This window comes from Bacillus cereus (assembly GCF_002561295.1).
GTDB classification, from domain to species: Bacteria; Bacillota; Bacilli; order Bacillales; family Bacillaceae_G; genus Bacillus_A; species Bacillus_A cereus_S.
In genome coordinates this window covers 163802-176885 of the sequence record NZ_NTUG01000010.1, presented here as the reverse complement: position 1 = coordinate 176885, position 13084 = coordinate 163802, and the positions used below count along the sequence as shown (strand labels likewise).

Genomic DNA, 13084 nt, shown 5'->3' with positions numbered 1-13084 from the left:
GGGTGTTCGTTTTTATGAAAGAAAATGAAAAAGTAATTATGGAAAAGGGAATTCATACAGATTTTAAAGAAAATATGACGTACGGTGAGTACTTACAATTAGATAGTTTGTTAGGAAGCCAAAAAAGATTATCTGATCATCATGATGAAATGTTGTTTATTATTATTCACCAAGCAAGTGAACTTTGGATGAAGTTAATTTTACATGAACTCAGCGCAGCGATTGAGTCAATCCAAAATGACAAATTGGCTCCAGCGTTTAAAATGCTTGCACGTGTTTCTAAAATTCAATCGCAAATTATTCAATCTTGGGATATTCTTGCGACGCTTACACCATCTGAATACATTGAATTTCGTGATTCACTCGGTCAAGCATCAGGGTTTCAATCGTATCAATACCGTATGATTGAATATGCACTTGGTTATAAAACACCTCATGCATTAAAAATTTATGAGAAAGATCCAGAATTACATGCTCGCTTGCATAAAGCGCTTCATTCACCAAGTTTATATGATGTTGCCATTCAGGCGCTTGTAAAGGAAGGATTCCAAATTAGCAAAGATGTATTAAATCGTGATATTACACAACCTTATGAAGAAGATGCGACAGTGGAAGCAGCATGGTTAGAAGTATATGCTGATGTAAAGAAATATTGGGATTTATACCAACTTGCTGAAAAGTTAATTGATATTGAAGATTGGCTCCAGCAGTGGCGCTTCCGTCATATGAAAACAGTAGAGCGTATTATCGGACATAAGATGGGAACTGGCGGATCGTCTGGCGTTTCTTATTTAAAACGTGTTCTGGATCAACGATTTTTCCCAGAGCTTTGGAATGTACGAACAAAATTATAAAATAGAGATAGTAGTACACCACCTATTGAAGTGTGGTGTACTTTTTTCTTTGGCATCATGTATAATGAAGAAGCAATATTCTGAAAAAATAGGAGGGATTTTGTGACTCGTTGTACGCATTGCAAAGAGAAATGGAAAGCAAAGGACGTTTGGTCGCTTTATTTCCAAAATGATGGTAAAGATTGCCCGTATTGTTATGAAAAGCAGTACTTATCATTAGAAACTTTTCGTTTTTCGAGTGAGGTTTTAGGTCTTTCTTTTCTATTTATTTTTCCTTTCTTTGTTGAACTAAGTGATAAAAATCCTATACTGGCGTTTAGAAAGAAATAAAAAATTAATAATTAGAATGAAGTGACTGCACCCGGAAATGAGGATGATTTAAATGATACGTGCGTATAGCGAAAAAAAAGATAAGGTCAATATATCAAATCTAATAAAAAGTATGGGGATAGAAGAAGAGATAAGTTCTTTAGATGAGGTTGCCTTGAATTCTATGCAGTTTCTCGTGTATGAGCAAAATGGAATTGAAGGCTTCTCATATTCATCTATCTATACAAATAGTGCCGGAGGGTCAATTGCTCAAATTAGTGTGTATGTAAAACCAAAATCTCGTTTAAAAGGAGTTGGTTCTACATTATATAAAGCAATGGAAGAGGAAATTTATAAAACAAAACTAGATTATATTTGTACTTATATGAGGACTGAATCAGCAAAATCCATTGGTTTTGCTAAGAAAATGGGGTTTGAAAAATGGTGGGGCTCGCTTGAATTTGTATACAATGGAGGAACTCTTCCTAAAGTAGACATGGAGTTTATTAAATACGAAGATAGATTTTTTGATCAGTTTGTAGAGATGGTGCAGGAATGTTATTACGAGTTGCATGAAAAGTATGATATGAAGCCCTATCTTGCTCCAAAAGACAGTGTGAAAAAATATAAATTAAACAATAAAAACAATGTATATTTGTTGCTAGAAGGTGAACAAATTGTCGCATCAGTTACTACTGGAGAAGGAATATTAGAGAATGTAATGGTGGATCCAAGTTATCAAGGAAATGGATATGGGCGTAAGGCTTTACAATTCGGTATGAACGAGATGTTAGAAAAAGGATATGAAGAAATTCGAATATGCTTTATAGAGGGAAATGAAAGTGCAGAGAATTTGTATACTTCTTTAGGGTTTAAACCGTTACATCATACACAGGTTTATCGAAAGTTTTGTAAATGAAATGGAACAAGGGACTCAAGAGAGTTTCTTTTTTTATGTCCAAAATCGCTATAGCTTTATGAAAAATTAAAGTCTTTTGTAGAAAATATAAAGCAATAGAAATATTTATGTAATTTGAGTAGAATAGTAAAAACAGACAAGATTAGTATACGGTTGGAGGAATACATATTGGATTTTTACAAGTTAGAACATACGTTTATGAAAAAGAAAGTGAAGGCATTCCTTGTATATCAGCATGGAGAATTAACGACTAAGTATTATAAAACACCAGAATGCGCGCACACTTTATACAAAATTAACTCGATCACGAAAAGTATCGTATCGATGTTAATTGGTATAGCGATTGACAAAGGGTATATAAGCGATATCCATACATCTATAGCAAGTTGGATCCCAAATGTACCGGAAGAAAAGAAAGAATTAACGCTGTATCACTTGCTGACAATGACAACCGGTGAAGAATGGAAAGAGTTTGGAAATGGCGTTGTATTCCCAAATGACTTTGTTGAATCTGAAGATTGGATAAAGTATATTTTGCAGAAGCCTTTAATAGAAGAGATGGGTACAAAAATGAATTATAATTCAGGCTCATCACATTTGTTAAGTTATATATTACAAGTAGCAACTGGAAAGACAACAGAGCAATTTGCAAGAGAACATTTATTTCATCCTTTGCACATTACTGAGTATGAATGGCAACAAGATCCACAAGGTATTTATGTAGGTGGATTTGGTATGAAAATGAAGGCGGAAGATTTGTTAAAAATCGGGCTGTTATGTTTACAAAATGGATATTGGAATGGAGAGAGAATTATTTCATCAAGATGGATAGAAGAATCCAGCGAAGCTCACTTTATGACATATGAGCATGTCGGCGCATATGGATACCATTGGTGGGTAGTGGATCACGAAAGATTTCACATACCGTATTGTATATATTTTGCAATGGGATACGGTGGGCAATATATTATCATCGTGCCAAAACTAGAGCTCGTTGCTGTTATCAGTAGTCAAATGCCAAAGCGTGGATTAGTACCACTTAAATTATTTATAGAGTATAAACAAGAGTTTTCATAAACTCTTGTTTTTTATATGGATGTAAAGTTAAATGGTAATAAAAGGGGGAATGTATGAAGTGAATCCACCATATTTTTTTATCGCTTTAGATTCAAAAACGATGTGTTTCAAAAAGAATAAGACCAAAAAACAATTTGGATTTAAACAAATAGAACGAAAACAGTGCGGAAATGATGTTCAGTATGTTTGTTATAAGAAGAATGAGGAAGAAATCCATACATATTACTTTATAGAAAAACAAATTTTATTCGTGAATGTAACACGATATGTAGCGTTGTATTTAGAAATGTTAGGTAATCCTGCTCAAATCTATGAAATGGATGTCAAGATTGATACCTTTTCTCACGAAAATGCGATTCAAGCATTTCAGTCCGTTTTGAAAAATCGTGTTGAAGTTTTTGATCAAATACAGCATTTGTATAGTCAGCAAATGTGGCACGATGATGCTGTTATCATTGCAAATAGAGAATCATTACTGCAATTACGAAATGCGATTGATCGTACACTATTACAAGGGGAAGCACGTTATCATTCATTTACTTCTAACGGGGAAGGATATACGACTTATATAAAATGTTTAGGTCGTGCAGAAGAATGGAGTGAATTAGAGTTACCATATAGCAATCAAGAATACTATATTCCAAGTGAGGAAGAAGAGAAGCCATTACAATGCTTCAATTTTTATCGTTTTTTGTACGATACAGAATCATAGAAGAGCTTGCTGATTTTCATGATATAAAAACGAATGAAAAAGAAGACTTACGAGCAATTAAAGATTTACCGTTTATAAAAGCAACTTCGCTTGGAGTCATAACGGATAAATATTAGATAGCATTTTATAAAAAGTGCTTCTGTTTTTCAGAGAAAACAGGGGCACTTTTTATTTTACAGATGAAAGGAAAATGTTTTATCCCGCATTAACGGGCAGTAAGATCCCCACCTCAAGATTCANNATTAAAGTTTCACTTTACCTACTAGTTTTCTGAAAGGTAATCTTCAAAAACTTCTCCGTTTTTGTATCAAATTCCACATCAACAAAAACTCCATATTCTTTTCCATTTTCACGTAGCCATAATTTGAATTTTTCAGTTGTTATGTGTACTGTCTTCGGTTTTCTACCTATATGAAGGTAATCAATAATTTGCGCTTTTGGATATTTTTCTTTCGTTTTTTCAACTGCAAGTTTACCCCATTTTGCATATGGGGGTTGGGCGTAAACGATAGATGGATGGGTATATGTATTGCAATATGTTGTAAGAAATACCATTCCTAATACGAAACATGCAAAAATACGCTTCATAATAAACTCCTTCTCTTTTTTCTTTATTGTGTACAAGCTGTCTACATCATATAAGTGTGGATTTTTTTGTCTTCTTTACATAAAAGCGCTTTATTTACAAAACATAACCATGAAATCATTACTGCGAATAAGGAGGTTACATATGCGTCATACAACGATTGTTAAAGTACTGATTTTGTTTGTGTTAATCGGTATATCTGTAATTGTTAGTAGCGGACAAACGAGAAATGTCCAAGCTTTTTCTAATCAAGTGATTCAAAGAGGTGCATCTGGAGAAGATGTCATTGAATTACAGTCTCGATTGAAATATAATGGCTTTTATACAGGAAAAGTTGATGGTGTATTTGGCTGGGGTACATATTGGGCATTAAGAAACTTTCAACAAAAGTTTGGTTTACCTGTAGACGGCTTAGCGGGATCTAAGACAAAGCAGATGCTTGTAAAAGCAACAAAGTATGAAAAATCAACTGCAAATAAAGGGAACACAGGTGGCGGACAAGCTAGCAAGCCAACTCAAAATAAAGGTACAAATGTGCCAAATGGTTATTCCCAAAATGATATTCAATTAATGGCAAACGCAGTATATGGTGAATCTCGTGGTGAACCATATTTAGGACAAGTAGCAGTCGCAGCAGTTATTTTGAATCGTGTGACAAGTGCGTCATTCCCGAATACAGTTTCAGGGGTAATTTTTGAACCACGTGCATTTACAGCAGTTGCTGATGGGCAAATATACTTAACGCCAAATGAAACGGCGAAAAAAGCTGTGTTAGATGCAATTAACGGATGGGACCCTACAGGAAATGCACTTTATTACTTCAATCCAGATACGGCAACGAGTAAATGGATTTGGACTCGACCACAAATTAAAAAAATCGGTAAACATATTTTCTGTAAATAGAGCGGAGGTGAAGACATGTTAAGAGGTATTGTCATTGTATTATTAACAATCGGTGTAGTTGGAACAGGATATTGGGGCTATAAGGAACATCAAGAAAAAAACGCGGTATTGATTCGAGCGGAAAACAGCTATCAGCGTGCCTTTCATGATTTAACATATGAAGTAGATTTACTGCACGATAAAATAGGAACAACACTTGCGATGAATTCACGCACATCTTTATCACCAGCATTAGTGGATGTATGGCGTTTAACATCAGAAGCGCGTTCTGATGTAGGGCAACTTCCATTAACATTAATGCCTTTTAATAAAACGGAGGAATTTCTAGCGAATATTGGTGATTTTAGTTATCGCACTGCAGTTCGTGATTTAGAGAAAGAACCTTTAAACGATCAAGAATATAAATCATTGCAAAACTTATATTCAAATGCAGCTGATATTCAAGATGAACTTCGAAAAGTACAACATCTTGTTTTGAAAAATAATTTGCGCTGGATGGATGTAGAACTTGCGCTTGCATCAAATAAAGATCCAGCAGATAACACAATTATCGATGGACTTAAAACAGTTGAAAAGAATGTTACATCTTATTCTTCAAATAATTTTGGGCCGACTTTTACAAGTATGCAAAAAGATAAAAAAGGTGGATTTGAAGCAACAGGGAAAGCAATTTCAGAAGATGAGGCAGCAAAAATTGCAAAATCATTTTTGAATTTAAAAGGGAACGAAAAAGTAGAAGTTGAAAAAAGCGGAAAAGGTGCGAAAGAATCTTTTTATAGTGTAAAGATTCAAGACCCTGAAACGAAGAATGAGTTTTATATGGATATTACCGGAAAAGGCGGATATCCAATTTGGGTAATGAATAACCGTGAAATTAAAGAACAAAAGATTAGTTTAAATGATGCGGGAAATAAAGGATTGGCTTTCTTGAAAGATCATAAGTTCACGAATATGGAACTTTATGATAGTTCACAATACGATAATATTGGGGTATTTACGTACGTTGTTAATCAAGATAATGTACGAATTTATCCAGAAGCAATTCAAATGAAAATTGCTTTAGATGATGGATCGATCGTTGGTTTCTCAGCAAAAGAATATTTAGCATCTCATCAAACCCGGACAATTCCAACTGCAAAATTAACAGCTGCTGAAGCAAGAAAGAAAATCAATCCAGATGTAAAAGTAATGGAAGAACGTCAAGCGATTGTAGTAAATGATATTCATAAAGAAGTGCTGTGCTACGAATTTGTAGGTACACTAGGGAAAGATACGTATCAAATTTTTATTAATGCAAATGACGGAACAGAAGAAAAAGTGAAAAAGATGCAAACTGTAGAAAAAATTTACGATTAAACATCAATCGATGAAGTGGTGAGAATAATGAAAATCCTAATATATATGCTTATGATTTGTTTTGTGATTACAGGGTGTAGCATCGGAAAGCAAGATAATGCAAAAGAAAAGCCAGAACAAAAAAACATGTCTATGCAAAACGTGAATTATAAGGCGAATGAAAAGAAGCCAAATGAAAAAGTAGCAGATCATTTAGCTTCTTTAGCTGCTAGTATACCAGGTGTAAGAGATGCAACGGCAGTAGTAATAGGAAAATACGCGGTTGTTGGAATAGATGTAAAAGCGAAATTAGATCGTTCTCGAGTGGATTCAATTAAGTATTCTGTTGCTGAAAGTTTAAAGCATGATCCAAATGGTGCCAATGCAGTCGTTGTAGCAGATGTTGATACGTATGAGCGATTAAAGCGAATGGGTGATCAAATTAAACATGGAAAAGCAGGAGAAGGGATTCTTGATGAACTTGCTGCCATTGTTGGGCGGGTTATGCCGCAAGTACCGAATGATATGATTGAAAATAAAGAAACGAATCCGATTAAAGATAATGATAAGCAATTACCAAAAAATGAAGAAAATGAATTAAAGAAAGAACAAGAAGATCAATCGAATAATCATTTACAAAGATAAACAATGCCCCGTGTTCTCTAAGCACGGGGCATTGTTTATTTCTATAATAGTTCAAAATTACAATCATGCAACTTTAAAGTTGCTTATTATTGACAGCAACCATATAGTTGCTTATATTTGATATATGAATTGGGACAAAGATGATATATTCAAAGCACTTGGCGACTCGACTCGGCGGCTTATATTAGATGAATTATCAGAACGAAACGAGTTGACGTTGTATGAACTTACAGCACGTCTTATTATGAAGCACGACCTTTCCATTTCGCGACAGGCAATTGCTAAACATCTTACTATATTGGAAAGCGCAGGGCTCGTAAAATCAAAACGAAAGGGAAAATATCGAGTACTTATGTTTAACAATGAACCACTTAAAAACTTACTAGAAGGGTGGATAGAGTAAGTTTTTAGTATCGTAACAGGACTTTGTGACGAATGTGTGGGTTGTTTTACAAAACTAGACTGTTAGTACACAAATAAAAAGGGAGGCAAAAACAATATGAAAATCGTTGTTACTAGTATATTCGTACAAGATCAAGACAAGGCACTGGAGTTTTATTCAGAAAAGTTAGGGTTTGTAAAAAAGGAGGACGTTCCCGTCGGAAAATTTAGGTGGATAACACTTGTTTCTCCTGATGATCAAGGTGGTACTGAGCTTTTACTCGAACCGAATGAACACCCTGCTGCAAAAGAGTATCAAAAGAAAATATTTGCTGAAGGTATCCCAGCAACAATGTTTGGCGTTATGGATATTCATAAAGAGTATGAACGATTATTGGAAAAAGGCGTGAAGTTTACGATGGAGCCGACAAAAATGGGCGAAGTTACAATAGCTGTCTTCGACGATACATGTGGTAACTTTATTCAGATGGTGCAGAAGTAACCTAGTACGAAACGAATGTATTGGCAAGTTTTAACCCTGTCCTACTTTTAGGATGGGGTTATCTGTTTATAAGGTCTAAAATGAATTGATTTTGAATCATTCTAATTTCATTTAACTACTGTATGGCAAGGTTTTAGCTGTTTTTTGAACTCTTCCTAATCTAATTATAGCATGTAAAAAATGGTTAATATAGACTTTTTATTCTCATTTACTACTGCTAAAATCAATAGAACATGAATGGTTAGGGGAGATGTAGAATGGGTTCTTTGGTTCTTAGTTTTCAGGAGATAGAAAAAACACAACTTCTGCTCGTTGGTGGAAAAGGGTTAAATTTAGGAGAATTATCAAAAGTCCAAGGAATACAAGTACCAGAAGGTTTTTGTATTACAACAGTAGGATATCAAAAAGCCGTCGAACAAAACGAAACGTTTCAAGAATTGTTGAAGCAACTAACCATGCTAAAAATAGACAATCGTGATCAAATTGGTGAAATCAGCAGGAAGATTCGACAAATTATTATGGAAGCAGAAATCCCTTCTGATGTTGCGGAAGCAGTTGCTAACGATCTCTCGCAGTTTGGCGATGAAAATGCTTATGCAGTGCGTTCTAGCGCGAACGCTGAAGATTTACCACATGCCTCTTTTGCTGGTCAACAAGACACTTATTTAAATATCATCGGAAAAGAATCAATTTTGCAGCATGTAAGAAAGTGCTGGGCTTCCTTATTTACAGAGCGAGCAGTCATTTACCGAATACAAAACAGTTTTGAACATAATCAAGTTTCTATATGTGTTATCGTTCAAAGGATGGTTTTCCCACAGGCTTCGGGAATTTTATTTACTGCTGACCCGATTACTTCTAACAGAAAGGTACTATCAATTGATGCAAGTTTTGGACTTGGTGAGGCATTAGTATCAGGGGTGGTATCTGCCGATAATTATAAAGTAAAAGACGGCGAAATCGTCGATAAGATGATCGCAACTAAAAAATTGGCTATCTATGCCTTAAAAGAGGGCGGAACAGAGACAAAGCAGATCAATTCCACTCAGCAAAAGATTCAAACACTGTCTGAACAACAAATATTACAGCTAGCACGTATCGGAAGACAGATCGAAGCTTATTTTGGTTGTCCGCAAGATATTGAATGGTGTTTAGTTGATGATATATTTTATATTGTCCAAAGTCGACCAATTACTACTTTATACCCCATCCCCGAAGCGAATGATCAAGAAAATCACGTCTATGTATCTGTCGGTCACCAACAAATGATGACCGACGCAATGAAACCATTGGGATTATCTTTATTTCAGTTAACATCTTTTGGACCCAGATTTAAAGCTGGCGGAAGGTTATTTGTTGATATCACACATAATCTAGCTTCGCCTGTCAGCAGAAAAATGATAATAGATACATTGGGACAATCCGATCCACTTATAAAAGATGCACTCATGACTATAATAGAGCGAGAAAATTTTATAAAGTCGTCACCAGATGATAAAAAAGAACAGAATCCCGGTAAAAGCAATAAAGGTATGTCGTCTGCGGGGTTTCAAGCACAAATCGAAAACGATCCGACAATCGTTACTGATTTGATCAAGAGTAGTCAAACATCGATAGAAGAGTTAAAGCAAAATATCCAAACGAAATCAGGATCAGATTTATTTGAGTTTATTTTAGAAGATATCCAGAGATTAAAGAAAATTTTATTTGACCCACAAAGTTTGGGTGTAATTACAGCAGCTATAAATGCTTCATCGTGGATCAATGAAAAAATGGAGCAATGGCTAGGTGAAAAAAATGTAGCAGACACACTTTCTCAATCTGTACCAAACAATATTACTTCAGAAATGGGGCTAGCATTATTGGATGTTGCAGATGTGGTTCGGCCGTATCCAGCAGTCATTAAGTATTTACAATATGCAGAAGATGATAGCTTTTTAGATGAACTAGTTAAGTTTAAAGGTGGGGAAAAAGCTCGAGATGCGATCTATACTTTTCTGAATAAATACGGAATAAGGTGCAGTGGAGAAATTGACATTACGAAAACGCGCTGGAGTGAAAAGCCAACTACAATTATTCAAATGATTTTAAATAATATGAGAGACTTTGAATCTGGTGCTGGTAAGCGGAAATTTGAAGAAGGGCTGCAGGAGGCTTTGAAAAAAGAAGAAGAGTTATTGGATCGATTGCAGCATGTACCGGAGGGGGAAGAAAAAGTAGAAGAGACGAAGCGAATGATTCGTTTAGTACGGAATTTCATTGGTTATCGTGAATATCCCAAATACGGAATGATTAATCGTTATTTCATATATAAGCAGGCATTATTGAAAGAAGCTGAGCAACTTGTGCAAAATAGTGTTATTGATGAAATAAAAGATATATACTATCTGACTTTTGAAGAACTTCACGAAGTCATCCGTGTAAAAAAACTGGATTACACGGTTATTAATAAACGGAAAAACGAGTACAAATTTTATGAAAAACTAACGCCGCCACGTGTTATCACGTCTGATGGTGAAATTATTATAGGTAAATATAAACGAGAAAATCTCCCGGCCGAAGCGATTGTAGGCCTGCCTGTTTCTTCAGGAGTTATAGAAGGGAGAGCTCGTGTTATTTTAAACATGGAAGATGCGAATTTAGAAGATGGAGATATATTAGTTACTTCCTTTACGGACCCTGGCTGGACACCATTGTTTGTGTCTATAAAAGGGTTAGTCACCGAAGTTGGTGGCCTAATGACACATGGAGCAGTTATTGCACGTGAATATGGATTACCAGCAGTCGTTGGGGTAGAGAATGCTACAAAACTGATAAAAGACGGTCAACGAATTCGGGTACATGGAACAGAAGGGTATATTGAGATATTATAATCATATTTAACTTGTAGCACCGCTTCAGTGGATACTAGAGCGGTGTTTCACAATCTTTCCATTGGAACGAAAATTTGGATTTGAAGATTAAGGCCAAAGAAGAATGGAACCGATTGGAAGACAGCCTATTTTATATTTACCAATAAAAAAGTAAATAACTATAGTAAAAAAGTTTACGCTGAAAAATATTTCACGCAGTAAGCTTTTTTATTTGTTATGATATAAAGCGTGATATTATCTATTTTAAATATAAAAATGAAAAAGAAATGAAGGAATGAATGCATGCATCAAGTTAAGAAATGGAATTTAATTGGGGGACGAGTCATAAAAACTGGAATTGCGGTTTTTCTTACAGTACTAGTTTGTGATTTTTTTAAGATCCCAACAATTTTTGCAGTAATTACTGCGATTGTAACAATTGAACCGACCGCAACAGATTCGATAAAGAAAGGGTTTATTCGTTTTCCAGCTTCAACAATTGGTTCGGCATATGCGATGACATTTACATTTTTATTTGGTCATCAAGCTATTTCATATGCATTAGCAGCTATGTTTACAATCGTCACATGTCAAAAACTGAAATTACATGCTGGAACACTCGTTGCAACATTAACAGCAGTAGCGATGATTCCAATTACAGCGGATCATTATTTTACAGCTTTTTTAATTCGTTTAGCGACAACTTCAACAGGAATTATTGTATCTACATTAGTCAATTTCTTTATTTTACCACCACATTATACGAAAACAATTGTCAGCTGTAAAAATGAATTGTATTTGAAAACAGCGGATATTATGGAAGAATGGTTGCATCAGGTGATGCACGGGGAGACTATAAAGAAAGAAACAGCTCGCAGTCTTTCTAAATTAACCGTTCTATTGCATAAGGCTGTGCAGTTCGTTCAATATGAGCAAAAGGATTGGAAATATCATCGTCATACGAAAAAGGAAATGCGCCGGTTTCTATCGATTCAAAAACAACTACATGTCTTGCAGCAAGTTATATATCATCTTGAAAATTTAACACGTATTCATCCCGAAAAATGCAGATGGTCTATAAAAGAACAGGAATTACTGAGAAAAACTATTATATCAATGATCTCCATATTTCGTAATAACTGTTCTAAAATTGGTTATCAGCATTATCGGCTAGTTGATGAATTAGATCAACAATTTTGGAATCATAAAAGTGATTTAACGGAACATAAACCACATGACTACCATCATCATTTTTCAAGTGAATCAATTATTCTATTTGAAGTTTTATCCATTCATGACATGCTTGAGGAATTAGAACGAGTATGTGAAAAGTATGAAGATAAAAAAGGCACTCTCATGTAATAGAGTGCCTTTTTTCGATATATATGGTTATTGAAATCGTCTTGAAATAATGAGTTCCACAAGTGGAATAACAATAAATGAAGAACAAAGTGCAATAAATAAAGGGAGATTTTGAACGTTATCAAGCGAATATAAGGAAGAAAACCCTTCTGACCAAATTAATAAAATAAACATAATAATGACTAATACAAAATATCCAATTTTGAAACTTTTATATGTAATGTGTTGTCCCATTTCATCTTGACTTTCTTCTGAAACGCCGTTTGGATCTCCCCATGTAATATGATTTATTAAATAGCTAAGTATTAAAGAACCGCCAAAAATAGTCCCTCCTAAAATTGCACCTCCAGTTACATATTTATATGTCCCATGTATGAATACCCCAAGTAATGATAGTAGAGAGATTAGAAAAATAAACTTCTTCTGATTCAATATAGTTCCTCCTTTGCAGTTAGTTGTAAAAAACTCTTTACAATTAATAGTATAAAAATGGTAGAGATTAATGTCAAACATATTTTACACAAATAGATAATCCTATAAAACTTTACAATTTGTTTTTCGTTTTAGGAACAAATATAACAAACAAAACGGAAAAAGTTTTTGATTTGTCTTGAATGTCAAAGTTAAAACTTGCATATATTTGTCTT

General features: G+C 34.6%; 15 protein-coding genes. 13 read left to right on the top strand and 2 right to left on the bottom strand.

What is annotated here, in order from left to right:
- Positions 1-14 precede the first annotated feature (14 nt).
- The 6 genes from kynA to CN373_RS25535 all read left to right on the top strand — a co-directional run bounded on the left by kynA (position 15) and on the right by CN373_RS25535 (position 3987).
- Entirely contained in the window at positions 15-854 is an 840-nt protein-coding gene (gene kynA / locus CN373_RS09245; RefSeq protein WP_000661943.1) for a tryptophan 2,3-dioxygenase, read from the top strand.
- Positions 855-956: 102 nt separating this feature from the next.
- A complete protein-coding gene (locus CN373_RS09240; protein WP_000196282.1) occupies positions 957-1184 on the top strand; it encodes a hypothetical protein in 228 nt (75 codons plus the stop codon).
- Positions 1185-1236: 52 nt separating this feature from the next.
- Entirely contained in the window at positions 1237-2082 is an 846-nt protein-coding gene (locus tag CN373_RS09235) for a GNAT family N-acetyltransferase (protein ID WP_098359152.1), read from the top strand.
- Between the two features lie 168 nt (positions 2083-2250).
- Positions 2251-3159 (top strand): serine hydrolase domain-containing protein, encoded by a 909-nt coding sequence (locus CN373_RS09230; protein WP_098359151.1) that lies wholly within the window; start codon positions 2251-2253, stop codon positions 3157-3159.
- 58 nt (positions 3160-3217) lie between these two features.
- Entirely contained in the window at positions 3218-3871 is a 654-nt protein-coding gene (locus CN373_RS09225; protein ID WP_133116035.1) for a hypothetical protein, read from the top strand.
- Positions 3829-3987, top strand: coding sequence for a hypothetical protein (locus tag CN373_RS25535; protein ID WP_157632421.1), 159 nt, complete (start codon positions 3829-3831; stop codon positions 3985-3987). The genes CN373_RS09225 and CN373_RS25535 overlap by 43 nt, the downstream gene beginning before the upstream one ends.
- Positions 3988-4126: 139 nt before the next feature.
- Here CN373_RS25535 and CN373_RS09220 read toward each other — a convergent pair whose 3' ends face one another.
- Positions 4127-4459, bottom strand: coding sequence for a YqzG/YhdC family protein (locus tag CN373_RS09220; RefSeq protein ID WP_000821038.1), 333 nt, complete (start codon positions 4457-4459; stop codon positions 4127-4129).
- A gap of 142 nt (positions 4460-4601) precedes the next feature.
- On the opposite strand from CN373_RS09220, the gene sleB reads away from it, so the two are divergent.
- From sleB to CN373_RS09185, 7 genes are all read left to right on the top strand, one after another.
- A complete protein-coding gene (sleB, locus tag CN373_RS09215; RefSeq protein WP_001216604.1) occupies positions 4602-5360 on the top strand; it encodes a spore cortex-lytic enzyme in 759 nt (252 codons plus the stop codon).
- 15 nt (positions 5361-5375) lie between these two features.
- Positions 5376-6716 carry a germination protein YpeB gene (gene ypeB / locus CN373_RS09210; protein WP_098359149.1) on the top strand — a complete coding sequence of 447 codons (1341 nt, stop codon included), beginning with the start codon at positions 5376-5378 and terminating at the stop codon, positions 6714-6716.
- Between the two features lie 27 nt (positions 6717-6743).
- On the top strand, positions 6744-7340 hold the full coding sequence (locus CN373_RS09205; protein WP_098359148.1) for a YhcN/YlaJ family sporulation lipoprotein: 597 nt from the start codon (positions 6744-6746) through the stop codon (positions 7338-7340).
- Positions 7341-7464: 124 nt separating this feature from the next.
- On the top strand, positions 7465-7743 hold the full coding sequence (locus CN373_RS09200) for an ArsR/SmtB family transcription factor (RefSeq protein WP_001103919.1): 279 nt from the start codon (positions 7465-7467) through the stop codon (positions 7741-7743).
- A 96-nt stretch (positions 7744-7839) separates the two neighbouring features.
- Positions 7840-8223 (top strand): VOC family protein, encoded by a 384-nt coding sequence (locus CN373_RS09195; RefSeq protein ID WP_000707058.1) that lies wholly within the window; start codon positions 7840-7842, stop codon positions 8221-8223.
- 257 nt (positions 8224-8480) lie between these two features.
- Positions 8481-11096: a phosphoenolpyruvate synthase gene (gene ppsA, locus CN373_RS09190; protein ID WP_098359147.1), complete on the top strand. Its 2616-nt coding sequence runs from the start codon at positions 8481-8483 to the stop codon at positions 11094-11096.
- 282 nt (positions 11097-11378) lie between these two features.
- Complete coding sequence (locus CN373_RS09185) at positions 11379-12437, top strand: aromatic acid exporter family protein (protein WP_098359146.1); 1059 nt, start codon at positions 11379-11381, stop codon at positions 12435-12437.
- Between the two features lie 27 nt (positions 12438-12464).
- Here the strand turns inward: CN373_RS09185 and CN373_RS09180 are convergent, their stop codons facing one another.
- Positions 12465-12869, bottom strand: a complete 405-nt coding sequence (locus CN373_RS09180; RefSeq protein WP_001072152.1) for a hypothetical protein — start codon at positions 12867-12869, stop codon at positions 12465-12467.
- Between the last annotated feature and the right edge of the window lie 215 nt (positions 12870-13084).